Annotated in this window: 25 protein-coding genes; 12 read left to right on the top strand and 13 right to left on the bottom strand. The window is 71.4% G+C overall.

Translation table 11 applies throughout. The annotated features are described in order from the left end of the window. Positions 1 to 3: 3 nt before the first annotated feature. Positions 4 to 1,173 carry a glycogen synthase gene (gene glgA, locus AMO33_RS25265; RefSeq protein ID WP_060595144.1) on the bottom strand — a complete coding sequence of 390 codons (1,170 nt, stop codon included), beginning with the start codon at positions 1,171 to 1,173 and terminating at the stop codon, positions 4 to 6. Between the two features lie 137 nt (positions 1,174 to 1,310). On the opposite strand from glgA, the gene glgC reads away from it, so the two are divergent. Then, on the top strand, positions 1,311 to 2,525 hold the full coding sequence (gene glgC, locus AMO33_RS25260; RefSeq protein WP_011211262.1) for a glucose-1-phosphate adenylyltransferase: 1,215 nt from the start codon (positions 1,311 to 1,313) through the stop codon (positions 2,523 to 2,525). A gap of 48 nt (positions 2,526 to 2,573) precedes the next feature. Here glgC and AMO33_RS25255 read toward each other — a convergent pair whose 3' ends face one another. The 3 genes from AMO33_RS25255 to AMO33_RS25245 all read right to left on the bottom strand — a co-directional run bounded on the left by AMO33_RS25255 (position 2,574) and on the right by AMO33_RS25245 (position 3,936). Next, a complete protein-coding gene (locus tag AMO33_RS25255) occupies positions 2,574 to 2,777 on the bottom strand; it encodes a hypothetical protein (protein ID WP_060594517.1) in 204 nt (67 codons plus the stop codon). A 36-nt stretch (positions 2,778 to 2,813) separates the two neighbouring features. Beyond that, positions 2,814 to 3,206, bottom strand: coding sequence for a hypothetical protein (locus AMO33_RS31760; protein ID WP_127516237.1), 393 nt, complete (start codon positions 3,204 to 3,206; stop codon positions 2,814 to 2,816). A gap of 97 nt (positions 3,207 to 3,303) precedes the next feature. Beyond that, positions 3,304 to 3,936, bottom strand: coding sequence for an O-methyltransferase (locus tag AMO33_RS25245; RefSeq protein WP_011211264.1), 633 nt, complete (start codon positions 3,934 to 3,936; stop codon positions 3,304 to 3,306). Positions 3,937 to 4,210: 274 nt separating this feature from the next. Between AMO33_RS25245 and sigE the strand changes: the two genes are divergently transcribed. The 7 genes from sigE to AMO33_RS25210 all read left to right on the top strand — a co-directional run bounded on the left by sigE (position 4,211) and on the right by AMO33_RS25210 (position 10,525). Beyond that, positions 4,211 to 4,993, top strand: a complete 783-nt coding sequence (sigE, locus tag AMO33_RS25240; protein ID WP_060594516.1) for an RNA polymerase sigma factor SigE — start codon at positions 4,211 to 4,213, stop codon at positions 4,991 to 4,993. A 56-nt stretch (positions 4,994 to 5,049) separates the two neighbouring features. Next, entirely contained in the window at positions 5,050 to 5,469 is a 420-nt protein-coding gene (locus AMO33_RS25235; RefSeq protein WP_060594515.1) for a hypothetical protein, read from the top strand. Between the two features lie 10 nt (positions 5,470 to 5,479). Beyond that, positions 5,480 to 7,039 (top strand): S1C family serine protease, encoded by a 1,560-nt coding sequence (locus tag AMO33_RS25230; RefSeq protein WP_082668801.1) that lies wholly within the window; start codon positions 5,480 to 5,482, stop codon positions 7,037 to 7,039. 33 nt (positions 7,040 to 7,072) lie between these two features. Next, positions 7,073 to 7,489: a Sec-independent protein translocase protein TatB gene (gene tatB, locus AMO33_RS25225; RefSeq protein ID WP_011211268.1), complete on the top strand. Its 417-nt coding sequence runs from the start codon at positions 7,073 to 7,075 to the stop codon at positions 7,487 to 7,489. Positions 7,490 to 7,614: 125 nt separating this feature from the next. Next, positions 7,615 to 8,469: a hypothetical protein gene (locus AMO33_RS25220; RefSeq protein WP_011211269.1), complete on the top strand. Its 855-nt coding sequence runs from the start codon at positions 7,615 to 7,617 to the stop codon at positions 8,467 to 8,469. A gap of 223 nt (positions 8,470 to 8,692) precedes the next feature. Continuing rightward, positions 8,693 to 9,247, top strand: a complete 555-nt coding sequence (locus AMO33_RS25215; protein ID WP_060594514.1) for a hypothetical protein — start codon at positions 8,693 to 8,695, stop codon at positions 9,245 to 9,247. Between the two features lie 225 nt (positions 9,248 to 9,472). Then, the gene (locus AMO33_RS25210; protein ID WP_060594513.1) at positions 9,473 to 10,525 is read left to right on the top strand and encodes an XdhC family protein; all 1,053 of its coding nucleotides are present in this window, start codon (positions 9,473 to 9,475) and stop codon (positions 10,523 to 10,525) included. A 159-nt stretch (positions 10,526 to 10,684) separates the two neighbouring features. Here the strand turns inward: AMO33_RS25210 and AMO33_RS25205 are convergent, their stop codons facing one another. The 6 genes from AMO33_RS25205 to dapE form a co-directional block, all read right to left on the bottom strand. Further along, entirely contained in the window at positions 10,685 to 11,623 is a 939-nt protein-coding gene (locus AMO33_RS25205) for a glucosyl-3-phosphoglycerate synthase (protein ID WP_060594512.1), read from the bottom strand. Further along, positions 11,620 to 12,504, bottom strand: a complete 885-nt coding sequence (folP, locus tag AMO33_RS25200) for a dihydropteroate synthase (RefSeq protein ID WP_060595142.1) — start codon at positions 12,502 to 12,504, stop codon at positions 11,620 to 11,622. The genes AMO33_RS25205 and folP overlap by 4 nt, the downstream gene beginning before the upstream one ends. A gap of 26 nt (positions 12,505 to 12,530) precedes the next feature. Beyond that, positions 12,531 to 14,240, bottom strand: coding sequence for a long-chain-acyl-CoA synthetase (locus AMO33_RS25195; RefSeq protein WP_228825240.1), 1,710 nt, complete (start codon positions 14,238 to 14,240; stop codon positions 12,531 to 12,533). Between the two features lie 111 nt (positions 14,241 to 14,351). Beyond that, positions 14,352 to 14,924, bottom strand: a complete 573-nt coding sequence (locus AMO33_RS25190; protein ID WP_082668859.1) for an LOG family protein — start codon at positions 14,922 to 14,924, stop codon at positions 14,352 to 14,354. Beyond that, positions 14,921 to 15,658 carry an LOG family protein gene (locus AMO33_RS25185; RefSeq protein ID WP_228787931.1) on the bottom strand — a complete coding sequence of 246 codons (738 nt, stop codon included), beginning with the start codon at positions 15,656 to 15,658 and terminating at the stop codon, positions 14,921 to 14,923. The genes AMO33_RS25190 and AMO33_RS25185 overlap by 4 nt, the downstream gene beginning before the upstream one ends. 169 nt (positions 15,659 to 15,827) lie before the next feature. Then, the gene (gene dapE, locus AMO33_RS25180; RefSeq protein WP_060594509.1) at positions 15,828 to 16,928 is read right to left on the bottom strand and encodes a succinyl-diaminopimelate desuccinylase; all 1,101 of its coding nucleotides are present in this window, start codon (positions 16,926 to 16,928) and stop codon (positions 15,828 to 15,830) included. Positions 16,929 to 16,994: 66 nt separating this feature from the next. Between dapE and dapD the strand changes: the two genes are divergently transcribed. Beyond that, positions 16,995 to 17,942: a 2,3,4,5-tetrahydropyridine-2,6-dicarboxylate N-succinyltransferase gene (gene dapD, locus AMO33_RS25175; RefSeq protein WP_011211278.1), complete on the top strand. Its 948-nt coding sequence runs from the start codon at positions 16,995 to 16,997 to the stop codon at positions 17,940 to 17,942. Positions 17,943 to 17,960: 18 nt separating this feature from the next. Here dapD and AMO33_RS25170 read toward each other — a convergent pair whose 3' ends face one another. Continuing rightward, positions 17,961 to 19,400, bottom strand: a complete 1,440-nt coding sequence (locus tag AMO33_RS25170) for an acyl-CoA synthetase (RefSeq protein ID WP_170916176.1) — start codon at positions 19,398 to 19,400, stop codon at positions 17,961 to 17,963. 149 nt (positions 19,401 to 19,549) lie between these two features. Here AMO33_RS25170 and AMO33_RS25165 point away from each other — a divergent pair, with 149 nt between their 5' ends. Together AMO33_RS25165 and AMO33_RS25160 are read left to right on the top strand one after the other, a co-directional pair. Next, complete coding sequence (locus tag AMO33_RS25165) at positions 19,550 to 20,398, top strand: oxygenase MpaB family protein (RefSeq protein ID WP_060594508.1); 849 nt, start codon at positions 19,550 to 19,552, stop codon at positions 20,396 to 20,398. Between the two features lie 83 nt (positions 20,399 to 20,481). Next, the gene (locus AMO33_RS25160) at positions 20,482 to 21,189 is read left to right on the top strand and encodes a hypothetical protein (RefSeq protein WP_373368913.1); all 708 of its coding nucleotides are present in this window, start codon (positions 20,482 to 20,484) and stop codon (positions 21,187 to 21,189) included. Here AMO33_RS25160 and AMO33_RS25155 read toward each other — a convergent pair. Continuing rightward, a complete protein-coding gene (locus AMO33_RS25155; RefSeq protein WP_011211282.1) occupies positions 21,176 to 21,829 on the bottom strand; it encodes a TetR/AcrR family transcriptional regulator in 654 nt (217 codons plus the stop codon). The genes AMO33_RS25160 and AMO33_RS25155 overlap by 14 nt on opposite strands. Before the next feature lie 221 nt (positions 21,830 to 22,050). Between AMO33_RS25155 and AMO33_RS25150 the strand changes: the two genes are divergently transcribed. Next, positions 22,051 to 22,920 (top strand): oxygenase MpaB family protein, encoded by an 870-nt coding sequence (locus AMO33_RS25150; protein ID WP_060594506.1) that lies wholly within the window; start codon positions 22,051 to 22,053, stop codon positions 22,918 to 22,920. Here AMO33_RS25150 and pruA read toward each other — a convergent pair whose 3' ends face one another. Next, a complete protein-coding gene (gene pruA, locus AMO33_RS25145; RefSeq protein WP_060594505.1) occupies positions 22,921 to 24,555 on the bottom strand; it encodes an L-glutamate gamma-semialdehyde dehydrogenase in 1,635 nt (544 codons plus the stop codon). Positions 24,556 to 24,728: the final 173 nt, after the last annotated feature.

The following is a 24,728-nucleotide window of genomic DNA, read 5'->3' as shown; positions in this document are numbered from 1 at the left end:
CGCTCACGCCTTCCGGACGTGCTCGTACACCTCGATCGTGCGGGCGGCGATCCGGGTCCAGTCGAAGTCCGCGATCGCCCGTGCCCGCCCGGCCTCGCCGTAACGGGCGGCCAGCGCCGGGTCGCCCGCGACCGCGTTGACGGCCTCGGCCAGCCCGCGTTCGTACTCCTCGGCGGCGAGCGCGTCGTAGTGCACCAGCCGCCCCGTCACGCCGTCGTCGACGACCTCGGGGATGCCGCCCACGTCGGACGCGACCACGGCGGTCGCGCAGGCCATCGCCTCCAGGTTCACGATGCCGAGCGGCTCGTACACCGACGGGCACACGAACACCGCCGCCGCCGCCAGGATCTGCCGGATCTGCTCGGTGGGCAACATCTGCTGCACCCAGAAGACGTTCTCGCGCCCGGCCCGCAGCCGCTCCACCGCCGCGGCGGTCTCGGCGGCCAGCTCCGGGGTGTCCGGCGCGCCCGCGCACAGCACGACCTGGATGTCGGGATCGAAGTTCCTGGCCGCCGCGAGCAGGTGGCCCACACCCTTCTGCCGGGTGATCCGCCCGACGAAGGCGACGATCGGCAGGTCCGGCCGCACCCCCAGTTCCTCGAGGACCGGACGCTCGCCCGGCACCGGCGCGCCCGGATGCCAGAGGGTGGGGTCGATGCCGTTGTGCACCACATGGACCCGGTCGGGGTCGATGGCCGGGTAGGCGTCGAGGACGTCGTGGCGCATGCCCTCGCTCACCGCGATCACCGCGTCGGCGTGCTCCATGGCGTTGCGCTCCGACCACGACGAGATCCGGTAGCCGCCGCCGAGCTGTTCGGCCTTCCACGGTCTGCGCGGTTCGAGGGAGTGGGCGGTGAGCACGTGCGGGATGCCGTAGAGCGTCGCCGCCAGATGCCCGGCCAGGCCGGTGTACCAGGTGTGCGAGTGCACCACATCGACCTCGCCCGCCGCGTCGGCCATGCGGAGCTGGGCCGAGAGCATCCGGACCGCGGCATTGGCTCCGGCCAGGGCCGGATCCGGTTCGTGGACCACGGCATCGGCACGCGGGGCACCCATGCAGTGCACGGTCACCTCGCTCAGGGTGCGCAGCCGCGCGGTCAGTTCGGTGACGTGGACACCCGCGCCGCCGTAGACCTCGGGGGGATATTCGCGGGTGAGCATCGCGACGCGCAACCGCTCCCGGGACTCGCCCGTCTCGCCGGATCCCGCCGCCGAGCGCCCGTCGTCCGTGCCGAAACTCACCGGTCCAAACTAGACGCTGCACCCGCGACGGGCCACCCGCGCCCCGCCGACACTGTAGTTTGGGCAGTGTGAGGAGCCAGCCGCACGTACTCGGGATCGTGCTCGCCGGTGGCGAGGGAAAACGCCTCTTTCCGCTCACGGCTGACCGGGCGAAGCCGGCCGTCCCCTTCGGCGGCGCGTACCGCCTCATCGATTTCGTGCTGAGCAATCTCGTCAACGCGGGCTATCTACGGCTGTGCGTGCTCACCCAGTACAAGTCGCATTCGCTGGACCGCCACATCTCGCAGACCTGGCGGCTGTCCGGCTTCGCCGGTGAGTACATCACCCCGGTGCCCGCGCAGCAGCGCCTCGGCCCGCGCTGGTACACCGGCAGCGCGGACGCGATCATGCAGTCGCTGAATCTCATCTACGACGAGGACCCCGATTACATCGTCGTTTTCGGCGCGGATCACGTGTACCGGATGGACCCCGAGCAGATGGTCTCCCACCACATCGATTCCGGGGCGGGTGTCACCGTGGCGGGCATCCGGGTGCCGCGCAGCGAGGCCAGCGCGTTCGGCTGCATCGACTCCGACGAGTCCGGTCGCATCACGCAGTTCCTGGAGAAGCCCGCGCACCCGCCCGGCACCCCGGACGACCCGAACATGACCTTCGCCTCCATGGGCAACTACGTGTTCACCACCAAGGTGCTGGTCGACTCGATCCGCGCGGACGCCGAGAACTCCGATTCCGACCACGACATGGGCGGCGACATCATCCCCGCGCTGGTGGAGGCGGGCGAGGCGGGGGTCTACGACTTCGCCGACAACCAGGTGCCGGGCGCCACCGACCGCGACCACGGCTACTGGCGCGACGTCGGCACCATCGACGCCTTCTACGACGCCCACATGGATCTGGTGTCGGTGCACCCGGTGTTCAACCTCTACAACAAACACTGGCCCATCCGCGGCGCCGCGGAGAACCTGCCGCCCGCCAAGTTCGCGCAGGGCGGGCTGGCCCAGGAGTGCATCGTCGGCTCGGGCAGCATCCTGTCGGCGGCCACGGTGCGCAACTCGGTGCTCAGCTCCAACGTCGTGGTCGACGACGGCGCCACCGTGGAGGGCAGCGTGCTCATGCCCGGTGTGCGCATCGGCCGCGGCGCGGTGGTGCGCCGGGCCATCCTCGACAAGAACGTGGTGGTCGGCGAGGGCGAGATCATCGGCGTCGATCTCGACCGCGACCGCGAGCGGTTCGCCGTGAGCAACGGCGGTGTCGTCACCGTCGGCAAGGGCGTCTGGGTCTGAGTCGGGCCGACGCCCGGCGGCCGTGCGGACCACGCGTCCCGGGCGCGGTCAGGGCGCCGGGGTGGCCGGACAGAACGGTTCGCACGGGCCCGGGGTGCGCGGCGCGGTGGTCTCCGGGTCGTCGCCGTCGAAATCCGCGGTGACCACCAGCGCGGCCAGCACGATCGCCGCCAGCAGCAGCAGCGCGAACACCACTGTTGCGCCGCCCCATTCGACGCGGCGGCGGTCGTCGTCGTTGTCGAGGAAGAACACGGACCCGTCCCTTCCGTGGGCCACCGCCGCATCGGCTCACTGCGGGGGTGGCGGAGTCCCGGTGCAGAAAGGTTCGCACGGGCCGCTGGTCGGCACCACCTTCGCCGGCCCGGTGTCGAAATCGGCATTGCTGACCCAGACCAGCACACCGATCGCCACCAGCACGGCCAGCAGGAAGAAACCCACGCCGACCAGCAGCCAATTGACCGTGCTCTTTTCCTTCGCCACATCGGTGACATGGCCGTAATAGATGATTTCGGACGCCCGATTCCACATCATCGCCGCCGCTCCTCTCGAATTCTGCGCGGCGCCGGGAATTCCCGGGCACCACACGCGATCCGAGGAACGCCGAGGCGTCCCGGCCCGGCTCGTCGTCGGATACCCGGCGACCTCTCGGCGAATCAGCGTGGGTGAGATGAACGGTGCCACAGGGCAATTCGCCGCGCGAGCGGGGACAGTCGCGCGCGCTCCGAGAATCCGCGTGGGCGACGAGAACTCGCGTCGGCGCAGAACCGCGGCGCAGGATTCAGCCGCGTGAGGCGCAGAGCAGGCCGTCGCCCACGGGAATCAGCACGCAGGTCAGCCGCGGATCCTCGGCGATGGCGCGGGTGGCCGAGCGCACCGCCTGGGTGACCGCGTCGCGCTGGGTGGGATCGGGCACCCGGCCGCCCAGCAACGCGTTGTGCAGGATGATCGCGCCGCCCTCGCGGAGCAGCCGGACGCCCTGGGCCACGTACTCGGGATGTTCCAGCGGCGCGGCGTCGACGAAGACCAGATCGTAGGCGCCGTCGGCCAGCCGCGGCAGCACGTCGAGGGCGCGGCCGTTGATCAACCTGGTGCGCGCGGGTGGGATGTCGGCGGCCCGGAAGGCCTCCTTGGCCGCGCGCTGATGCTCGGGTTCGGAATCGATCGTGGTCAGCGTCCCGTCCTCGCGCATGCCGTCCAGCAGCCACAATCCGCTGATGCCCGCGCCGGTGCCGACCTCGACGACCGCCCGTGCGCCGAGCAGCTGGGCGTACATGCTGAGCAGGGCGCCGACCGAGGGCGGCACGGGTGCCGCACCGAGTTCGGTGGCCCGCTCGCGCGCGCTGACGAGGATCTCGTCCTCCACGACGGATTCCTCCACGTAGGCGAGATTTCGCTCCAGGTTCGATGCCACGGGTATGAGGCTAATGGGACGGACGCGCGATCGGCGTCACGACAACAGCAAACCGGTGCCGCCGGTTTTCTCAGCTGTCCCTCAGTATCTCCATATCCAGGGCATATCGGGACAGGAAAGAGTGGACCCAGGCAAGACCAGACGACCGCGGACACCGGCGGCGGGAACAACGGCACACCCGATGTTCGTTGTAAGCCGTACGCGACGGTTCGAGATCCGGACCGCAGCGGGAGCCGCGTGTTTACGGTCCCGAGTAGGAGGTAGCCCCATCCACATGGTCAAGGGTTCGTTCGCGACACTACCGGGGCACGAGGCGGCCGAGGCAGCCGCTGCCGGTGTGCCCACCATCCCGGCCGACTATACGGTGGCGACCGCCACCACCCCGATCGACGACGAACCGGCCGCTTCCGGCGCCGACCCTGCCACCGCCGACTTTGCCACCGCCGACTTTGCCACCGCCGACCTTGCCACCGCCGAGGAACTCTCCGGCACCGCCGCCTTCGACGCGACGGGTGACCGCTCGGTCATGCCCTCCTGGGACGAACTGGTCCGCGAGCACGCCGACCGGGTCTACCGGCTGGCCTACCGCCTCTCCGGCGACGCGCAGGACGCCGAGGACCTGACCCAGGAAACCTTCATCCGGGTGTTCCGCTCGCTGTCGAACTACCAGCCCGGCACCTTCGAGGGCTGGCTGCACCGCATCACCACCAACCTGTTCCTGGACATGGTGCGCAGGCGCAACCGGATCAGGATGGAGGCGCTGCCCGAGGACTACGACCGGGTGCCCGCCGAGGGTCCCGGCCCCGAGCAGGTCTACCACGACGCCCGGCTCGACCCCGACCTGCAGTCCGCGCTGGACTCGCTGGCGCCGGAGTTCCGCGCCGCCGTCGTGCTCTGCGACATCGAGGGCCTGTCCTACGAGGAGATCGGCGCGACGCTCGGCGTCAAGCTGGGCACCGTGCGCAGCCGGATCCACCGCGGCCGCCAGGCACTGCGCGAGTACCTTGCGCATAATGGATCGCAGCAGCGGTACACCGCTGACGCGAACATCGGGTGACCGCCGGAATCGGTCGGCACCCGTCCGGTGGACGACGGTCGGAAGGTGAGCACCGTATGAGTGGCGAGTCCAGCACGTCCGGTCGCGCGCGCGGCGCGGGCCGTCCGGGCCAGGGCAGGCCCCCGCGATTCGCTCCGACCGAGCATCTGGCCAGCGAAGCCGTCGTCGCCTACGTCGACGGCGAACTCCGCATGAACGCCTACCTGCGCGCGGCCCAGCACATCTCCGTGTGCCCGGAGTGCGCGGCCGAGGTCGAGGCGCAGCAGCAGGCGCGTATCGCGTTGCGCCAGTCCGGCCCGATCGCGGTGCCGCGCAGCCTGCACGACAGCCTCTCGCGTATCCCGCTCGCCGAACTGCCCGGCCCGGTCGAGAACTCCGCCCCCCGGCAGACCGGGAATGCCCGCCACGAGGCAGTTTTCGGTTTTCTCCCCGATTCGTTCACCGCGACCCGGTGGACCACCTGGTGGCGCAAGTAGAGTTTGGCGCGTGACCACCGAATCGCAGCACAACGGACCTGTGTCGGACACGCGAACCGCTGCCGGCGACACCTCCGATTCGGCGGCTGACAGGGGGAACCTGAGGCCGCCGGACGCGCCCGTGCTGGGGCCGCGGCCGGTCTATCGCCCCCACGTCGACTCACACACCGCGCACGCCTTCCGCCGCCCGGCCGGCCAGCGCGGCTCCTTCGCCGAGCGACCGGCCGCCCCGCAGACCGGCGATCAGGCGGGCGACCGGCTGACCCAGAACCGCCCGCCGGACGCGGTGCTCGCCGAGGCCTTCGGCCGTCCCGAGGGCTCCGACGAACTGCTCCAGCGCGACCCCGATGCCGCCGACGCCGCCCCGGCGCCCCCGGCTCCCGCCGACCCGTGGCGCGATCCGAACTCCGGTGCCCGTCTCGGCGCGCCCGCGGTGGCCACCCCGCAGCCCGAGCCGCTGCCCGCCTCCCGCAAGCTGACCGCCCGGGAAGTGCTGTTCGGCGCCCGGGTGGCGCCCAAGGCGCTGGCACTGCTGGCCGCGGTCGCCCTGGCCATCGGTGTGGTCGGCGGACTGGTCGGCAGGCTCACCGCCGAGACGAGCACCAACCTCACCTCGCGCAAGGTCACCCTGGAGCAGACCGAGAGCACCGACCAGCCGCACGGCCAGATCGCCCAGGTGGCCAACGCCGTGCTGCCCTCGGTGGTCTCCATCCGCACCACGGTCGGCGAGAACGGCTCGACCGGCTCCGGCGTGGTCATCGACGGCGCGGGCTACATCGTCACCAACAACCACGTGATCTCGATGGCCGCGCAGGACAAGAGCGGCCGGGCGAGCATCCAGGTCACCTTCTCCGACGGCAGCCGGGTGCCCGCGAACATCGTCGGGCGCGACCCGAAGACCGATCTGGCCGTGCTCAAGGTGGATGTGAAAAACCTCACCGTGGCCCGGCTCGGCCGCTCCGACGACGTGCAGGTCGGCGACGACGTGCTCGCCATCGGCTCGCCGCTCGGCCTGAGCAAGACCGTGACCTCCGGCATCGTCAGCGCACTGCACCGGCCGGTGAAGCTCTCCGGCGAGGGCAGCGACACCAACGCCGTGATCGACGCGGTGCAGACCGACGCCTCGATCAACCCAGGCAACTCCGGCGGTGCGCTGGTGGACATGGACGGCCAGGTCATCGGCATCAACTCCGCCATCCGCAGCGAGACGGGCGGCTCGGTCGGCCTCGGGTTCGCCATTCCGGTGGACACCATGACCGAGGTCGCGCAGAGCCTGATCCGGGACGGGGTCATGCACCACCCGATGATCGGGCTCTCGGCGCGCACCAAGACGGTCGCCAACGAGGTGATGAGCGGCGCCGCGGTGGCCGACGTGGCGCCCGGCGGGCCCGCGGACAAGGCGGGCATCGTGGAGGGCGACGTCATCGTGAAGGTGGGTGACCGGGAGGTCACCGGGCCCGAGGAGCTGACGGTGGCGGTGCAGGCGCGCGAGATCGGCGAAACGGTGACGGTGACCCTGATCCGCGACGGCAGGCAGGTGGACGTGCCTGTGACGTTGGAATCCGACTGACACGGCCGCCGAATCCCCAGGTAGCCTGGTTTCGTGTTCAGCAACATCGGCTGGGGCGAGATGATGATCCTGCTCGTCGCCGCGCTCGTGATCCTCGGCCCGGAGCGTCTGCCCGGGGCCGTGCGCTGGACCACGCGCAGCCTGCGCCAGCTCCGCGACTACGCCAGCGGCGCGACCGCACAGCTCAAGGAGGAGCTCGGCCCGGAGTTCGACGATCTGCGCAAGCCGCTGGCCGAACTCAACGAGCTGCGCGGGATGACGCCGCGCGGTCTGGTCACCAAGCACCTGCTCAACGGCGACGACACGGTGCTGCGCGATCTGGAGAAGGCGGTCCCCACCACGGCCGATCTCTACGGCACGAACAGCGGGATGCCGGACTTCCCGAAGCCGAAAATGGAAAAACCTTTGGCGCGCAACGAGCATCCCCCGATCGACACCGACGCCACGTGAGTCACAGGTCCTCGGCGTGTCACGCGCGGCACGCCGAGTGATCGCCAAACCGACTGGGCTGTAGGAAAGTACGGCCGTCAAGCCGGATTTACGCCGTCGGCTGTCGAGCTGTCTAAACTTCGGACATGTCGGCCGATGACGTGGCGCGGGTCTTCGCGATCGAGGACAAGGTCGAAAGACTCAAGGCGGCCACCGAGGGGGTGGCGGCTGCGCAGCAGACGATCAACGAACTCACCAGAATTCGCCGTGCGGTGATCAGGGAACTGCACGCCGAAGGCTGGACCTTCGCCAGAATCGGTGCGGCCGCCGGACTTTCCCGCGCCCGCATCCACCAGGTGAGCACCCAGGGCCCCGCACCCGAGGGCCTGTTCTTCGGGCACGGCGCGCTGACCGTGCTCACCCCGGAGGCCCGTGCCGGTCGCCTGCCCGGCGCCCCCGACCCGACCGCGGCCGACCGACTCGTCGAACTGTTGCGGGAGTTGGGCTTTCCCGCCACCATCGAGTACTTCGCGCCGGGCCGCCCGGTCGACCTCAATCGCGACGGTGTGATCGTGCTCGGCGGACCGGAGCTCTCCCCCACCCTGCGCCGGTTCGTCGCCGCCGATCCGCGCCTGCGGCGCACCGTGGCCCGGCCCGGCGATTCGCGCCGCGCCATCGAGGACCGCGCCGCCCGCCGGGTCTACCGGCCCGCCGGACCGGAACCGCACGACATCGCCTACCTGGCCCGATTGCCGCGCCCCGACGGCCGGGGCAGCTGCCTCATCATCGACGGATTGCACCCGCCCGGTTCGCTCGGCGCGGTGCGTCTGCTCGCCACCCGCCTGGCCGGCTTGCACGAACGCGCCGAGCACCACCTGTTCTCGGTGCTCATCGCGGTGCGCTACGACCGCTCGACCGGCGAACCCGTCGACGCCGACCTGCTCACCCCCGTCTACCGGCACCTGGGCGACCCCCGCACGAACGGCCAGCGGCCCCGTTGACCGATCGGTAACTGGAAACCGTCCGAAGGCAGGGTTTTTCGCGCGCTCAGCGCCGTTGTGTTCCTGCTCACGCCACCCCTGAACTCGCGACACCCCGCACGGTGCTTAGATTGCCGACAGGTAACTATCCTCGGATAGGGTGGACATCGGACTCTGCGAATCCGGCGTCCGCACTCGGCATCCGCCACGACGGCGCGGCGGCAGACACTGCGGGAAGGCGACGATGAACCTCATCGTGATCGTGGGCATCGCGGTCTTCGTGGCCGCCTTCGTCGGCGTCGTCGTCGGCGTGATCCGTCGCACCGAGGGGCCGGGACCGCAGATCACCGTCGCCGAACTCCAGGCCCGATTGGCGGAAGAGGCTCGCTCGCCCGGGCACACCGGGGAGATCCCGCAGGTCGCGCGGACGGCGGAGGACGGCACGCCGGCGGAGGAGCCCGGCCGCGCCATGGACGCGGCGGCCGAGCGGGTGGACGGCGGTTCGCGTTCCGAGACCCACGAGGCGGACACCGCCGGAGCTGCCGCTGTCGCGACAACCCCGCAACCGGACCCGGACCCGGCAAGCCGCCGGCCCCCCGCGAGCGCGACCACCCCGCAATCCGCAGCGAACCCGGCGAAGCCGATGTCGGTCACGAAACCGAGCCCGCAGAACACCGGCGGCGGTGCGGCCGCGGAGCCGGCCCCGCCGAACACCGGCGGCGCCGCGGCGAGCGAGAACGATCCCGCAGACGACGGTGGTGCCCGCAAGCCGGCCGAACGCGAATCCGCCGCCGGCTGACGACTCGCCCCGGCGCAGGCCGGGCACCGGAAACCCGTGCGGCACCGGCGACTTCCCGCGGCGCACGGCGACCAGCACCCACCGGTTCGAGCAACGATTCCGCGTCGCACCGACCCGAAAATCCAGCGCGGCCCATCGATTTGCCGCGACGGCGGCCGCCGCGCTCGATAGCATCACAGCATCGGTTGGTCGGGGCGGGACGGCCGGTCGGAAGGGGTGGTTGCCGTGCGGGAGATGGTGGAACGGCTGCTCGAGCTGGTGCCGCGCGGACCGACGGTGCTGGCCCGGGTGGTGGGCACGAGCGGACCGGGGCCGCGGGAGCCGGGGGCGGCGATGACGCTCGGCCCCGACGGCACCGTGTTCGGCTCCCTGTCCGGCGGCTGTGTCGAGGCGGCGGTGGTCGCGGCCGCGCAGCCGGTGATCGCGGGTGGTCCGGCGACCCTCGAGCGCTTCGGATACGTGCGGGAGGACGCCGTCGAGGTCGGGTTGCCGTGCGGCGGCGAACTCCGCGTCTTCGTGGAACGGGTCGACAGCTCCCGCCTGCCGGTACTCGAACGCCTGCGCCGGGCCCTGGCCGCGGGCGAACCGGTGGTCCTGGCGACGACGCTCGACGCCGACGCGGCATGGAGCGTGCTCGACGATGGCGAACCCGGTGGCGAACCCGGCGACGGGCTCCGGCGCGAGGCCGCCGCGCTGCTGGCCGAGGGCCGTAGTGCCATCGCCGCCGCGGCGCCCGTCTTCCTGCACGTCGCGCCCGCTCCGCCACGCATGATCGTCAGCGGGGCCAACGACTTCGCCTACGCGCTCACCGGCGTCGGCGGCCGACTGGGCTACCGGGTGACCCTGGTCGATGCCAGGGCGGCCTTCGCCCAGCCCGCCCGGTTCCCCGCCGCACACGAGGTGGTCGTGGACTGGCCGCACCGATATCTGGCGGCCGAGCAGGCGGCCGGCCGGATCGATGCCCGCACGGTGGTGTGTGTGCTCGGCCACGACGCCAAGTTCGATGTGCCGATGCTGCGGACCGCGCTGACCCTGCCCGGCGTGGGGTTCGTCGGCGCGCTCGCCTCCCGCCGCACCCACGCCGCACGGCTGGCCCGGCTGCGCGAGGACGGACTCGACGAGGCCACGCTGGCCCGCCTGCACAGCCCCCTCGGCCTGGACCTCAACGCGCGCACACCGGAGGAGACGGCGATATCCATCGTCGCGCAGATCCTGGCCGAACGCTCGGGAGCCACGGGCCGGGCGCTGGACCGAATGAGCGGCCCCATCCACCGCTGACCCGCTCAGGCTGAGTCCAATTCCGCCCGAGCGGGACGCCCTACGCGGCCACGCTGCGCTCCCGCTCCGGGCGCTGACCCGCTCAGGCTGTACCCGATTACGTCCGAGCGGGACGCCCTACGCGGCCACGCTGCGCTCCCGCTCCGGGCGCTGACCCGCTCAGGCGGCGGCGCGGGTGGGGCGGAGGGTGTTCATCGGGGGGCGGTCGGTCAGGGAGACCTCGGTGCTGCGGGCGGTGAAGGTGTCGTCCACCAGGGGGAACTGGGTGAGCGCCGCGCCGGAGTCGACGACGCCGCTGCGGCCGAGCACGGTGCCCAGGATCTGCCTGCTCATCACCCCGAGGTCGGACAGCGGCCGGTTGCGGTGCGTGCGCACACCCAGGTTGACCTGGCCGATGGCCGACAGGCCGAGCCGGTCGTAGGTGTCGAGCAGCAGCCCGATCTCCACGCCGTAGCCGGGAGCGAACGGCACGGAGGTGAGCAGTTTCCTGGTGCCCGCGTATTCGCCGCCGAGCGGTTGCAGCACCGCGCACAGTTCCGGCCGCAGGGCCGCCAGCAGCGGCCGCGCGACCAGTTCGGTGACCCGGCCGCCGCCGTGCGCCTCCACCGCCGAGCCCTGCCGCAGCGGGCGCCGGTAGTAGGCCTTGACCAGGTGCATGTCCTCGACCAGCAGCAGCGGGCCGAGCAGCTTGGGCACGAAGGCCGGGTCGGGGTCGATGAGATCGGAGTCGACGAAGGCGATCAGGTCGCCGCTGGTGACGGCCAGCGAACGCCACAGCACCTCGCCCTTGCCCGGCACCGGGTCGAGTTCGGGGACCGCCTGTTCCCGGGTGACGACCTCGGCGCCGGCCGCGCGCGCCCGTTCGGCGGTGGCGTCGGTGGAACCGGAGTCGAGCACCACCAGTTCGTCGACCAGTGTGCCCACCAGCGGGCGGATGCTGGCGACGACGTCGGCGACGGTGCGCTCCTCGTTCAGGGCGGGCAGCACCACCGACACGGTGCGCCCGTTCTTGGCGGCGATCAGCTCCTCGACCGCCCATTCGGGGTTGTCCCAGGTATTCGTGCTCGCCCAGGCGGACTCGCGGTGTTGGATTTTCATACCAGACCTCGCAGGGTTCGTGCGGGGGGCCGGATGCCCTGGATCGCGGCGATCATGTCCACCACCCGCCGCGTGTGCGCGACCTCGTGAACGCGGAAGACCCGGGCGCCCGCGGCGGCGGACCACGCCGTTGCTGCCAATGTGCCCTCCAGTCGTTCGGAAAGACCGACACCTAGAGTCTCCCCGATGAAGTCCTTGTTGCTCAGCGCCATCAGGACCGGCCACCCGCTGTTTACAAGAACGTCCAATCCCCGCAACAGTTCGAGCCCGTGATAGGTGTTCTTGCCGAAATCGTGGGTCGGATCGATGAGGATCGAGTCCGTGCGCACGCCCGCCGCGGCCGCCCGCTCGGCGGCGGCCACGACGGTCTCGGTGACCTCGGCCACCACGTCGGCGTAGCGGACGCGGTGCGGGCGGGTGCGCGGAACGGCGCCGCCGGTGTGGCTGCACACGATGCCCGCACCGTGTTCGGCGGCCACCCGCACCAGTTCCGGGTCGGCGCCGGCCCAGGTGTCGTTGATCAGGTCGGCGCCCTCGGCCACGGCGGCCCGCGCGACCTCCGAACGCCAGGTGTCGACGCTGATCAGCAGGTCGGGATAGGCGGCGCGGATGGCGGCCACGAACGGCACCACCCGCCGCGTCTCCTCGGCAGCGTCGACCTCGTTGCCCGGGCCCGCCTTCACCCCGCCGATGTCCACCAGGTCGGCGCCCTCGGCGACCGCGCGGTCGACGGCGGCCATCGCGGCCTCGTCGGTGAAGGTGGCGCCGCGGTCGTAGAACGAGTCCGGGGTGCGGTTGACGATGGCCATCACCAGCGCCCGGTCCGTCGCGACCGGCTTGCCGCACAGGGTGGGCAGCGGCGCTGCGGGCGGGCTGAACATGACCACGACTGTACCGAGGGCCCCGATCAGTTCTTCGGCGCGCGCCCGGCCGCCACCTCGGCGGGGTAGTCGTCGTAGGCGGGCACGTAGCCGTCGGTCCGTCCGGCCAGCACGTACAGCTGGCTGTGCTCGTCCGGCTGGTAGCCCTGCTTGCGCAGTTCCACCTTGCGGCTCTTGAAGGTCGAGGTCTGCTCCAGCTCGGGCACGACCCGCAGGAACAGCGGCACCGCGTAGGAGGGCAACTGCTCGTAGGCGACCCGGGCGAGCCCGCGGCCGTCGAACTCGGCATCCGGGTGCAGGGTCACCGCCGCCATGCCGGCCTTGCCGTCGGTGCCGGGCACGTCGACACCGAACACCACGGCCTCGGCGATCGAATCGTGGTGGGCCAGTGCGTTCTCCACCTCGGTGGTGGCGACGTTCTCGCCCTTCCAGCGGAAGGTGTCGCCGAGCCGGTCGACGAAGGCGATGTGCCACCAGCCCTGATCGCGCACCAGGTCACCGGTGTCGAACCACACGTCGCCGGGGCGGAAGGCATCCCGGACCAGTTTGGCCTCGGTGGCCTCGCGGTCGGTGTAGCCGTCGAAGGGCTGCCTGCCGGTGACCTTGGCCAGCAGCAGGCCGACGCCGCCGGAGCGCACCCGGCGCAGCCTGCCGTCGGGACCGCGGCGCGGGGCGCCGGTCTCCTCGTCGTACTCCACGATCGCGTAGGGCAGCGGCCCGAACCCGGCGGTGTGGCTCACCCCGAACGCGTTGACGAAGGCGATGGGCGCCTCACTGGCGCTGTAGAACTCGACCACCCGGTCGATGCCGAAGCGGGTGGTGAACTCGTCCCACAGCTGCGGGCGCAGCCCGTTGCCGACGGCCAGCCGCACCCGGTGCTGCCGGTCGGTCGGCCGCGGCGGCTGGTTCAGCAGGTACCGGCACAGTTCCCCGATGTAGATGAACGCCGTGGCGCGTTCGCGGATCACCTCGTCCCAGAACGCGGACGCCGAGAACCGCCTGCCCAGTGCGTAGGTCGCGCCGGCGGCGAGCACCGCGGAGAGGGCGACGGTGAGGGCGTTGTTGTGGTACAGCGGCAGGCAGCAGTACATGACGTCGTCGCCGCGCAAGCGGATTCCGAGACCGCCGAGGCCGTGCATGCTCTTGGCCCAGCGGTGATGGGTCATCACGCTGGCCTTGGGCAGGCCGGTGGTGCCCGAGGTGAAGATGAGGAAAGCTCGTTCGCGCGCGGTGATCTCGGCGCAGACCGCCGGATCGCTCGCCTCGGCGCCGCGGGCGGCCTCGTGCAGTTCCTCGGCGGCCAGGACGTTCGCCAGCGGCTCGGGTAGCGACTCGAGCGCCTCCCGGCATTCGGCGCCGACCACGTTCAGCACACTGTCGAGCAGGCCGAAGCTGTGCGCGAGCACCTTCTCGCGCTGGTTGTGGTTGAGCAGGCCGACGGTGGCGCCGAGCTTCACCGTCGCCAGCACCACGAACAGCGTCTCGGGCCGGTTGGTCATCAGTACCCCGACCACGTCGCCGCGGCCGACGCCGCGCCCGGACAGCACCGCCGCGTACCGGTTCACCTCGGCATTGGCCTCCCGGTAGGTGTAGGCGGCGCCCTCGAAGCGCAGGAAGACGCGGTGCGGGTGCCGGTGCGCGGTGCGCTGGAAGAACAGCCCGACCGATGCCTTGGCGCCGGGCCCGGTGAGCATGCCGAGGGCGTTGCGCGCCATGACCGGGGCGTCGAGGGCCATGCCGGGCAGGGCACGGGCGAGATCGAGCAGGCCGACCGTGGTGCGGGTCTGGGTGGTCACGTCTGTGGTCTCCTCGGGGTGTGCCGTTGTCTGCTGCTCATCCGGATTCCCTCAGGACGCCGCGGCACTCCCCCGTTCGGCCCGGCACAGTGCGGCGAAGGCGCTGTCGAGGTCGTCGGCGACGGTGATCCGCTTGCGCGCCGCCGGGGCGACCAGCATGCGCTCGGCGAGTTCGTCGAGCCAGCGGAACAGGCCGGTGTAGAAGCCGTCGTGGTTGAGCACGACGACCGGCTTGTCGTGCTGGCCGAGGTAGCCACCGGTCCAGGTCTCGAAGAACTCCTCGAGGGTGCCGATCCCGCCCGGCAGGGTGAGGAAGGCGTCGGCGCGGTCCTCCATGATCTGTTTGCGCTGGCGCATGGTGTCGGTGACGATCAGCTCGTCGGCGTCGACGTCGGCGACTTCCTTGTGCACCAGGTGTTTCGGGATCACGCCGACGGTGTTGGCGCCGCCCGCGCGGGCCGCGGTGGCGACCGCGCCCATCATCGAGACGTTGCCGCCGCCGGAGACGAGTTGCCAGCCGCGACGGGCGATCTCGGCGCCGACGCGGGTCGCCAGCGCGAGCTGTTCGGTGTCGGTGGTGCTGGCCGAGCAGTAGACGCAGACCGCGAACGGTGCGCGAGTCACCACTGATCCTCCGTTCCGTAGGTGTCCAGCTCGGCGCGCTGCTCGGCGGCGCGCGCGATGATGTCGACCACCTCGTCGACGTGGTCGGTCACGTGCAGCAGATCGATGTCGCCGGGCGAGATCTTGCCGAAACCCTCCAGGGAGCCGCGCATCCAGTCCACCAGGCCCGCCCAGTAGGAGCTGCCGAACAGGATGATCGGGAACCGGGTGATCTTGCCGGTCTGCACCAGGGTGAGCGCCTCGAACAGTTCGTCGAGTGTGCCGAAGCCGCCCGGCAGGCAGACGAACGCCTCGGAGTACTTCACGAACATCGTCTTGCGGACGAAGAAGTAGCGGAAGTTGATGCCCAGGTCCACCCAGTCGTTGAGGCTCTGCTCGAAGGGCAGTTCGATGCCGAGGCCGATCGAGTAGCCGCCCGCCTCGCTGGCGCCGCGGTTGGCGGCCTCCATCGCACCCGGGCCGCCGCCGGTGATCACCGCGAAGCCGGCCCGCGCCAGCGCCGCGCCGATGGCGTAACCGGCCTCGTACTCGGGGTGGTCGACCGGGGTGCGCGCCGACCCGAAGACGGTCACCGCGTGCGGCAGTTCGGCCAGCGCGCCGAAGCCCTCCACGAACTCGGCCTGGATGCGCAGCACCCGCCAGGGGTCGGTGTGCACCCAGTCGCCGTCGGCCCTGGTGTCGAGCAGGTTGCGGTCGGCGGTGCGCACGCCGGGCTTGCGGTCCCGGCGGAACATGATCGGGCCACGGAACTTGGCGGTCGGCTTCGGTTTGGCGGCTGCCCGGTTGCGCGGTTCGGCGCCTACCTCGTTCTCGGGGACATCGATCGACATGCTTTCACGCTACCGGTCCGGTGCCACCGCACTCGGCCGCGGCGGTGAACGCCGAACGGATGCTCGGTGACGCTCAGACCGCGCCGGTGAGGTAGGCGCGCAGCATCGCGGTGACCGCGGTGATCTGCGCGGTCGGCACATGCTCGTCGCGCTTGTGCGCCAGGTTCGGGTCGCCGGGACCGAAGTTCACCGCGGGGATGCCGCGGGCGGCGAAACGCGACACGTCGGTCCAGCCGTACTTGGCCCGCACCCCGCCGCCGCCGTGCGCGTTCACCGACTCGATGAGCGCCTTCGCCGCGGGCGCGGTGAGGCCGGGCAGCGCGCCCGGTGCGGCGTCGGTCACCTCGAACTCCACCTCCAGCCCGGCGAACACCTCGCGCACGTGGGCGATCGCCTGGTCCAGGTCACGGTCGGGGGCGAAGCGGAAGTTGACGTCCACCTCGGCGACATCGGGGATCACGTTGCCGGCCACCCCGCCGCGCACCGCCACCGCGGACAGTCCTTCGCGGTACACGCAGCCGTCGATGTCGACCTGCCTGGCCCGGTAGTCGGCCAGCCGCGCCAGCACCGGCGCCAGCCGGTGGATCGCGTTGTCCCCCATCCAGGCCCGTGCCGAATGCGCCCGCACGCCCGCGGTGCGCAGCCGCACCCGCAGCGTGCCCTGGCAGCCCGCCTCGATCCAGCCGCCGGAGGGTTCGCCGAGCACGGCCAGGTCGCCGTCGAGCCATTCGGGCAGGTCGCGTTCGATGTGGCCGAGGCCGTTGTACTCGGCGGCGATCTCCTCGCCGTCGTAGAAGATCAAGGTGAGGTCGTGCACGGGGTCGGTCACCGTCGCGGCCAGGTGCAGGAACACCGCGTCGCCGGACTTCATGTCGACGGTGCCGCAGCCGTGCAGCAGCTGCTCGCCGTCGGGGCCGGTGCCGAAGCGGCTCGGCACGTTGTCGGCGATCGGCACGGTGTCCAGGTGCCCGGCCAGGATCACCCGGGTCGGCAGGCCGCGCTGGGTGCGGGCGAGCACGACGTTGCCGTGCCGCAGCACCTCGAACCCGGTGGTCTGCTCCCGCAGTGCCCGTTCCACGACATCCGCGATGGCGCGCTCGTCCAGTGAGACGCTGGGGATGTCGACGAGGGCGGCGGTGAGGGCGATGGGATCGGCGGACAGGTCGATGGTCACCGGGCCAGCCTACGACCGCGAGGTAGCCCACCACGGGCGCCGGGCGGGTGGGTAACCTCTGACGACGTGAGCACTCAGGGAGCAACAGCAGTCGGCATCGCCAACGTGACCACGGACGGCACCGTCCTGGACACCTGGTACCCGAGCCCGGAACTCGGCACGTTCACCGAGACCGGCACCGAGCGCCTCACCGAGGCGCCCGAGGGCTACGCCGCGCTGCTCGGTGTGGACGAGGCCCGCGGCGTCGAGGTCGTCGCGGTGCGCACCACCATCGCCGACCTGAGCGCCGCGCCGGTCGACGCGCACGACGTCTACCTGCGCCTGCACCTGCTCTCGCACCGCCTGGTCAAGCCGCACGAGGTGAGCCTGGAGGGCCAGTTCGGCCTGCTCGCCAACGTGGTGTGGACCAACCACGGCCCGGCCGCCGTGGACGGCTTCGAACAGACCCGCCTGAAGCTGCGCGCCCGCGGCCCGGTGACCGTCTACAGCGTGGACAAGTTCCCCCGCATGGTCGACTACGTCGTGCCCGCGGGCGTGCGCATCGGCGACGCCGACCGGGTCCGGCTCGGCGCCCACCTCGCCGCGGGCACCACGGTCATGCACGAGGGCTTCGTCAACTTCAACGCGGGCACGCTGGGCGCCTCGATGGTCGAGGGCCGCATCTCGGCCGGTGTCGTGGTGGGCGACGGTTCCGACATCGGCGGCGGCGCCTCCACCATGGGCACGCTCTCCGGCGGCGGCACCACCGTCATCTCGATCGGCGAGCGGTCCCTGCTCGGCGCCAACTCCGGCCTCGGCATCCCGCTGGGCAACGACTGCGTCGTCGAGGCGGGCCTCTACCTGACCGCGGGCACCAAGGTGACCACCGCCGACGGGCAGGTCGTCAAGGCCGCCGACCTCAGCGGCCGCGACAACCTGCTGTTCCGCCGCAACTCCACCACGGGCGCGGTCGAGGTGGTGCACCGCAAGGGCACCGGCATCGAACTCAACGAGGACCTGCACGCCCACAACTGAGTCCGCGCCCGCCGGTGCTCAGCCACCGGCGGCCAGGGCCTTCTTCTGGACCTTGCCCATCGCGTTGCGCGGCAGCGAGTCGACCACCCGCACCTCGCGGGGGCGTTTGTGCACCGAGAGCTGGTCGGCCACATGGCCGATCAGCGCCGTCGGCAGGTCGTCCTGGTCGTGCCCGGCCCGCGCGACGACGAAGGCGACCACCCGCTGGCCCAGGTCGTCGTCGGCGAGGCCGACCACGGCCGCCTCCGCCACCGCGGGGTGGCCGAGCAGGGCGGTCTCCACCTCGCCCGCGCCGATGCGGTAGCCGCCGGACTTGATGAGGTCGACGGACTCGCGGCCGACGATGCGGTGGAATCCGTCCGGGTCGATGGCGGCGACGTCGCCGGTGCTGAACCACCCGTCCTCGGTCCAGCTCGCGGCGGTGGCGTCGGGGCGGCCCAGGTAGCCGTCGAAAAGCATCGGGCCGCGCACCTGCAGGCCGCCGATGCTCTCGCCGTCGTGCGGCACCGGCACGCCGGACTCGTCCCGCAAGCGGGTCTGCACGCCGCGCACCGGCACGCCCACCCAGCCGGGCCTGCGTTCACCGTCGGCCCGGGTGGACAGGGTGATCATGGTCTCGCTCATGCCGTAGCGCTCGACCGGCGCGTGGCCGGTGAGTTCGCGCAGCCGCTCGAACACCGGCACCGGCAGCGGCGCCGACCCCGAGACCAGCAGGCGCGCATCCCGCAGCGCGCGGGCCGATTCCGGATCCTCCACGATGCGCGACCACACCGTCGGCACCCCGAAGTACAGCGTGCCCTTCGCCTCGGCGTAGGCCCGCGGGGTCGGCTTGCCCGTGTGCACCAGCGGGCTGCCCACCCGCAGGGGGCCGAGCACCCCGAGCACCAGCCCGTGCACGTGGAACAGCGGAAGCCCGTGCACGAGAGTGTCGTTCGCGGTCCACTCCCACGCCTCGGCCAGCGCGTCCAGGCCTGCGGCGATGGCGCGACGGCTGAGCACCACGCCCTTGGGCGGCCCGGTGGTGCCGGAGGTGTAGAGCACGAAAGCCGGTGCGGCGGGGTCGGGTTCGGGATAGGTGTGCCAGGAGCGGGCGTGCACCCGGACCGGGATCACCGGCAGATCGGTGTGGTCCGGTGCGTCGCCGAGCCACGCCTGTGCGCCGGAATCGGCCAGGATGTGGGCGAGTTCGGCCGCGCCGGAATCGGGCGGCACCGGCACCACCGTGACACCGGCGAGCAGGCTGCCGACCACCGCGAGCACGGTGCGCACCGTCGGGCGGGCCAGCACCGCCACCCGCTCCGCACGCGCCACTCGTTCGGCCACCGAGGTGGCCGCGCCGAGCAGATCGCTGCGCGAGAGGGTCACGCCGTCGATGGTGACGGCGTCGGGGATGTCGGCGCCCGCGGCGACCGCGGCGGGATTCAGGGAACTGAGCAGCAGGGGTGCACCGAACGCCATGGGGTCAACCTACTGCGCGGGGCCGCGGCGGCCGCCGTCTCCCCCGTCGCGTCACGAATCGGTCGAGGCCCGCGGGCGACTGTTGACACACCTGCGACACGGTGAGAGCGTCGAAGCATATCCCTCTCAACGACGAGAACGGGGCCGTGATGACCAGCCCGTTGCGCACGCCCGCCCGGCACGAGCCGCCCGCCTACGACATCCGCGACCACCTCGACGGCTCGGCCGCCTTCTTCGGCGCGGCCGCCAACGTCATCATGCAGTTGAGCCTGCCGCCCGTCGGCTACGGCGTGCTCGAGAGCACCGTGGACAGCGGCAAGATCATGCTGCACCCGATCAAACGCACCCGCACCACGCTCACCTACCTCGCCGTGGCCATGCTCGGCAGCGACGACGAGCGCGCCGCCTACCGGGCCGCGGTCGACGCCGCGCACCGCGCCGTCCGCTCCGGCCCGGACAGCCCCGTCCGCTACAACGCCTTCGACCGCGAACTGCAACTCTGGGTCGCGGCCTGCCTGTACTGGGGCGCGCGCGACCTGTACGAGCGGATGCACGGCCCGATGGACCCCGGCACCGCCGACGGCTTCTACCGCGCCGCCGAACGGCTCGGCACCACCCTGCAGATGCACCCCGCCCAGTGGCCGCCCGACCGCGCCGCCTTCGACACCTACTGGCGCGAGCACCTGGCCACCACCCGCATCGACCCGCCCGTGCGGGAGTACTTCTGGGACCTGGTGAATCTGAAGATGTTCCCGCGCCCGGTGCGACTCGCCGTCGCCCCGTTCCACCGCTGGATGGTCGCCGGACTGCTCCCCGAACGCCTGCGCGAGCAGATGGGCATGCGCTGGAGTCCCCGCGACGACCGCCGCCTCGCCCGCCTGCTGACCACCGTCGGCGCGGTCGAGGACCGGCTGCCCCGCCCCGTGAAGACCTTCCCCGTCAACGCGTTCCTCTGGGACATGCGACTGCGCCGCCGCCTGGGCTTGCCCCTGGTGTGAATGGATCCGGCCGCACCCGCGAGGTTTGAAACCGGCGTACCCGGTGATTACCGGTGCATCAGCGAGCCAGCCGGAGGTGTGCCGTGCGGAACCGGACGATGGTGGCCGCGCTCGTCGCGGGGACGTGGCTGACGGTCACGGCAGGGTTCGCCGCGGCCGAGCCGGCCGAGGACACCGAGCAGGTGCCGCCGCGGACCGCGATCTCGGTGCGCACCGACATCGGGATGGCCTGGGGCACCGGCAACGAGCACGAGCGGCGCGGGGCGCTCTCGCTGGCCAAGCTCTACCTGGTCGACTACGCGCTGCGGCACGGGGACGGGTCGGCGCAGGATCTGGAACTCGGCGAGCGGATGATCCGCTACTCCGACGACGGCGCGGCGAGCACGCTGGCCGCGAAGTACCCGGGTGCGATCGAGGCGATCGCGACCGAATACGGGCTCACCGAGACCGCGGGCGCGGACTGGACGACATCCAGCACCAGCACCGCCGACGTCGCGACCTTCCTGGCCGCCAAGACCCGGACCGACCCGGCCTCCCCGATCCTGGGCTGGATGGCCACCGCCGCGCCGACGGCCGCCGACGGCACCCCGCAGGACTGGGGCACCGCGCAGATCCCCGGCGTGCTCGGCACCAAGTGGGGCTGGTCGGATTTCGGTGTGCCCGAGGTGGCTTCGGCCTCCTTCGGCCCCGGATTCACCGTCGCCGCCCACACCTACGGCAGCCCGGACGAGCAGACCGCCGACGTCCTCGGCGCGCTGGTCGAGCTGCCGACGGTGCTCACGGGGCCTTGACCTCGGCCTGCGGCACCCGGAACGACACCACGACGTGGTCGCGGGCGAACCGGCGCGCCTGTTCGTCGTCGCCGAGCGGGATGACCGTCTGCGGGGTGAGCGCCATCGAGACCGCGGTGCGGGCGATCATCTCGGCCAGCGGTTCGGGATCGTAGGCGGGCAGTTTGCCCTCGTCCTGGAGCCGGCGGATGAACTCCGACAGGTAGTCGCGGCCCAGCTCGATGATAGGGGCGCCGCGCACGGTGAGGAAGGGCAGCACCAGTTCGGGCTCGGTGGCCAGCAGACGATGCACCAGCTGGTTCTCGCGCAGCCCCTTGAGGAAGGCGACGAACAGCTCCACGATCTGGTCCTCGGCACCCGCGTCCCGGTCGACCTGGCGGGCCAGCACCTCGTCGACCCCGGTGATGAAGTCGCGGGTCTGGCGTAGCGCGACGGCCTCGATGAGATCGTTCTTGCTGGCGAAGCGCCGGTAGAGGGTGGCGAGGGAGAGCCCGCAGCGGCGCGCGACCTCCACCATGCTGGTCCGCTTGATGCCGAAGTCGAGGAACGCCAGCAGGGCCGCGTCCAGGACGCGGCTCTGATTGGTGTCCTCGGGGCCGCTGTTGCGGACCAGCGGGAGCAGTTTGGTCAACCTCGCCATGTCTTCCTCACCTCATCCGCCTGCGCGAAACGATGACACTGCCAGCATCGCATACCGTCAGCGTCCGCCCGGCCGTTGACAGCGGCGACCGCCGGTGAGAAGGTTCACCGACATTCCTCTCATTCCCGCCGCCATCATCTCCTTTGACAGCGGACCGTCGCAGTGAGAGTCTGAGGTGAGAATCTTCTCATCCTCTCGCAGACGGAAAGACGAGGACGACGATGAGCGCGCCCCTTCGTGCAACGACGCCCGAACCGACGCCGAGCAGCCGCTACGGTACCGGCGAGGACTTCCACATGGAAGAGTTCTGGAGCGGCATCGCCGCCTTCCTCGGCGGTACCGCCAATGTGATCATGCAGCTCAGCCACCCCCCGGTCGCCTACGGCGTGCTGGAGAGCACGGTCGACTCCGGCAAGGTGACGCTGCACCCGTTCAAGCGGCTGCGTACCACCCTCACCTACCTCGCCGTCGCCATGATGGGCACCGACGCCGAGCGCGAGGCCTACCGCGAGGCCGTCAACACCTCGCACCGCAGCGTCCGCTCCACCTCCGAGAGCCCGGTCAAGTACAACGCCTTCGACCCGAAGCTGCAGTTGTGGGTGGCGGCCTGCCTGTTCTACGGCATCCTCGACACCGAGGAACGCCTGCACGGCCCGCTCGACGACGCCACGGCCGACGCCCTCTACGCCTACTCCGCCCGACTGGGCACCACCCTGCAGATGCGCCCGGAGATGTGGCCCGCCGACCGGCAGGCGTTCCAGGAATACTGGACGGCCGAGCTCGCGACCAAGTCCATCGACGCGCGCACCCGCGCCTACTTCGACGGCCTCATCGACTTGAGGATGCTGCCGCTGCCGCTGCGTCTCAACGCGCCGTTCCACCGGTTCGTCGTCACCGGCCTGCTGCCGCAACATCTGCGCGACGAGATGGGCATGACCTGGTCGCCGATGCGCGAGCACGCGCTGCGACTGCTGCTACTCGTGATCGGCGCGGTGCACCGGCGGCTGCCGCGGGCGCTGCGCCTGTTCCCGATGAACTTCTACCTGTGGGACCTGCGCAGGCGCCTGCGGGCGGGCAAACCGCTGGTCTGACTAGGTCCGCATGTGCGGGTAGCGGTGGTCGGTGGGCGGTGCGAACGTCTCCTTGACGGTGCGCGGCGCCACCCAGCGCAGCAGGTTCAACGGTGAGCCCGCCTTGTCGTCGGTGCCCGAGGCCCGGGCGCCGCCGAAGGGCTGCTGGCCGACCACCGCGCCGGTGGGCTTGTCGTTGATGTAGAAATTGCCCGCCGCGAAACGCAGTGCGGTGCACGCCTGTTCGATGGCCTTGCGGTCCTGGGCGAACACCGCGCCGGTGAGCGCGTAGGGCGCGGCCGACTCCACCTCGGCGAGGATCGCGGAATAGGCGCCGGGCTCGCCGTCGTCGTAGACGTGCACCGACAGGATCGGGCCGAAGTACTCGGTGCGGAACGATTCGTCGGCCGGGTCGTCGCAGACGAGCACCGTGGGCCGCACGAACCAGCCGTCGGTGTCGTCGTAGGTGCCGCCGACGGCGACGGTCACCCCCGCCGACCTGGCCCGCTCGATCGCGGCCACGTTCTTGTCGTAGGCCCGCCGATCGATCAGCGCCCCACCGAAATTCGACAGGTCCGCGACATCGCCGTAACGCAACTCCTCCACGGTGGCCAGAAACTGCTCCCCCATCTCCCGCCACACCGAACGGGCGATGTAGGCGCGGGAGGCGGCCGAACACTTCTGGCCCTGGTACTCGTAGGCGCCGCGGATCAGCGCCGTGCTCAGCGCCGCCGGGTCGGCCGAGGGGTGCGCGAGAACGAAGTCCTTCCCGCCGGTCTCCCCCACCAGCCGCGGATAGCCGTGGTAGCGGCCGATGTTCGCGCCCACTTCCTGCCACAGGTACTGGAAGGTCGCGGTGGAGCCGGTGAAGTGGATGCCGGCCAGCCGTGGATCGGCCAGCGCGATCTCCGAGAGCTGCACCCCGTCGCCGGTGACCATGTTGATCACGCCCGGCGGCAGGCCTGCGGCCTCGAGCAGGCGCATCGTGTAGTAGGCCGACAGGGTCTGGGTGGGCGAGGGCTTCCACACCACGGTGTTGCCCATCAGCGCGGGCGCGGTCGGCAGGTTGCCCGCGATGGCGGTGAAGTTGAACGGCGTGATCGCGTACACGAACCCTTCCAGCGGCCGGTACTCCATCCGGTTCCACACCCCGGGCGAGGACTGCGGTTGCTTGGCCAGGATCTCGCGGGCGAAGGCGACGTTGAACCGCCAGAAATCGACCAGCTCGCACGGCGCGTCGATCTCGGCCTGCGCGACCGATTTGGACTGGCCGAGCATGGTCGCCGCGGCCAGCGTCTCCCGCCACGGCCCGGCCAGCAGGTCGGCCGCGCGCAGGAACACCGCCGCGCGGTCGTCGAAGGGCAGCGACCGCCAGTCCGGGGCCGCCGCGAGCGCCGCATCGATGGCGGCTTGGGCTTCGGAGTGGGTGGTATCGGTGTAGGTCCCCAGCACCAGGTCGTGCCGGTGCGGCGCGCGGATGTCGTGCCGCTCCCCGATCCCCGGCCGATGCTTGCCGCCCACCACCAGGGGCACATCGAGGGTTTCGGCGGAGATCTCCGACAGCCGCGCCAGCAACCGCTCCCGCTCCGGACTCCCGGGAGCGTAGGAATGCACCGGCTCGTTGGCGGGCGTAGGGACAACTGTGACAGCGTCCATAACCAAGGCTAGCCCGAACCCCGGCCGCACCGCCGCATTACGCGCCCGCTCGGAACGGCCGACCAGCGGTCGCGCGTCGCGTCGAACGTGCGCGGCCGCGTCGGCGGATGCGAACGGCACGACGTGGCCGACGTGGCGGAGTCGGCGTTGTCCGAGGACACTGGGGAAACAGC

It is taken from the genome of Nocardia farcinica (assembly GCF_001182745.1).
Classification (GTDB): Bacteria; Actinomycetota; Actinomycetes; order Mycobacteriales; family Mycobacteriaceae; genus Nocardia; species Nocardia farcinica.
The sequence above is the reverse complement of the archived record's forward strand: the minus strand, read 5'-3'. Positions and strand labels throughout refer to the sequence as shown.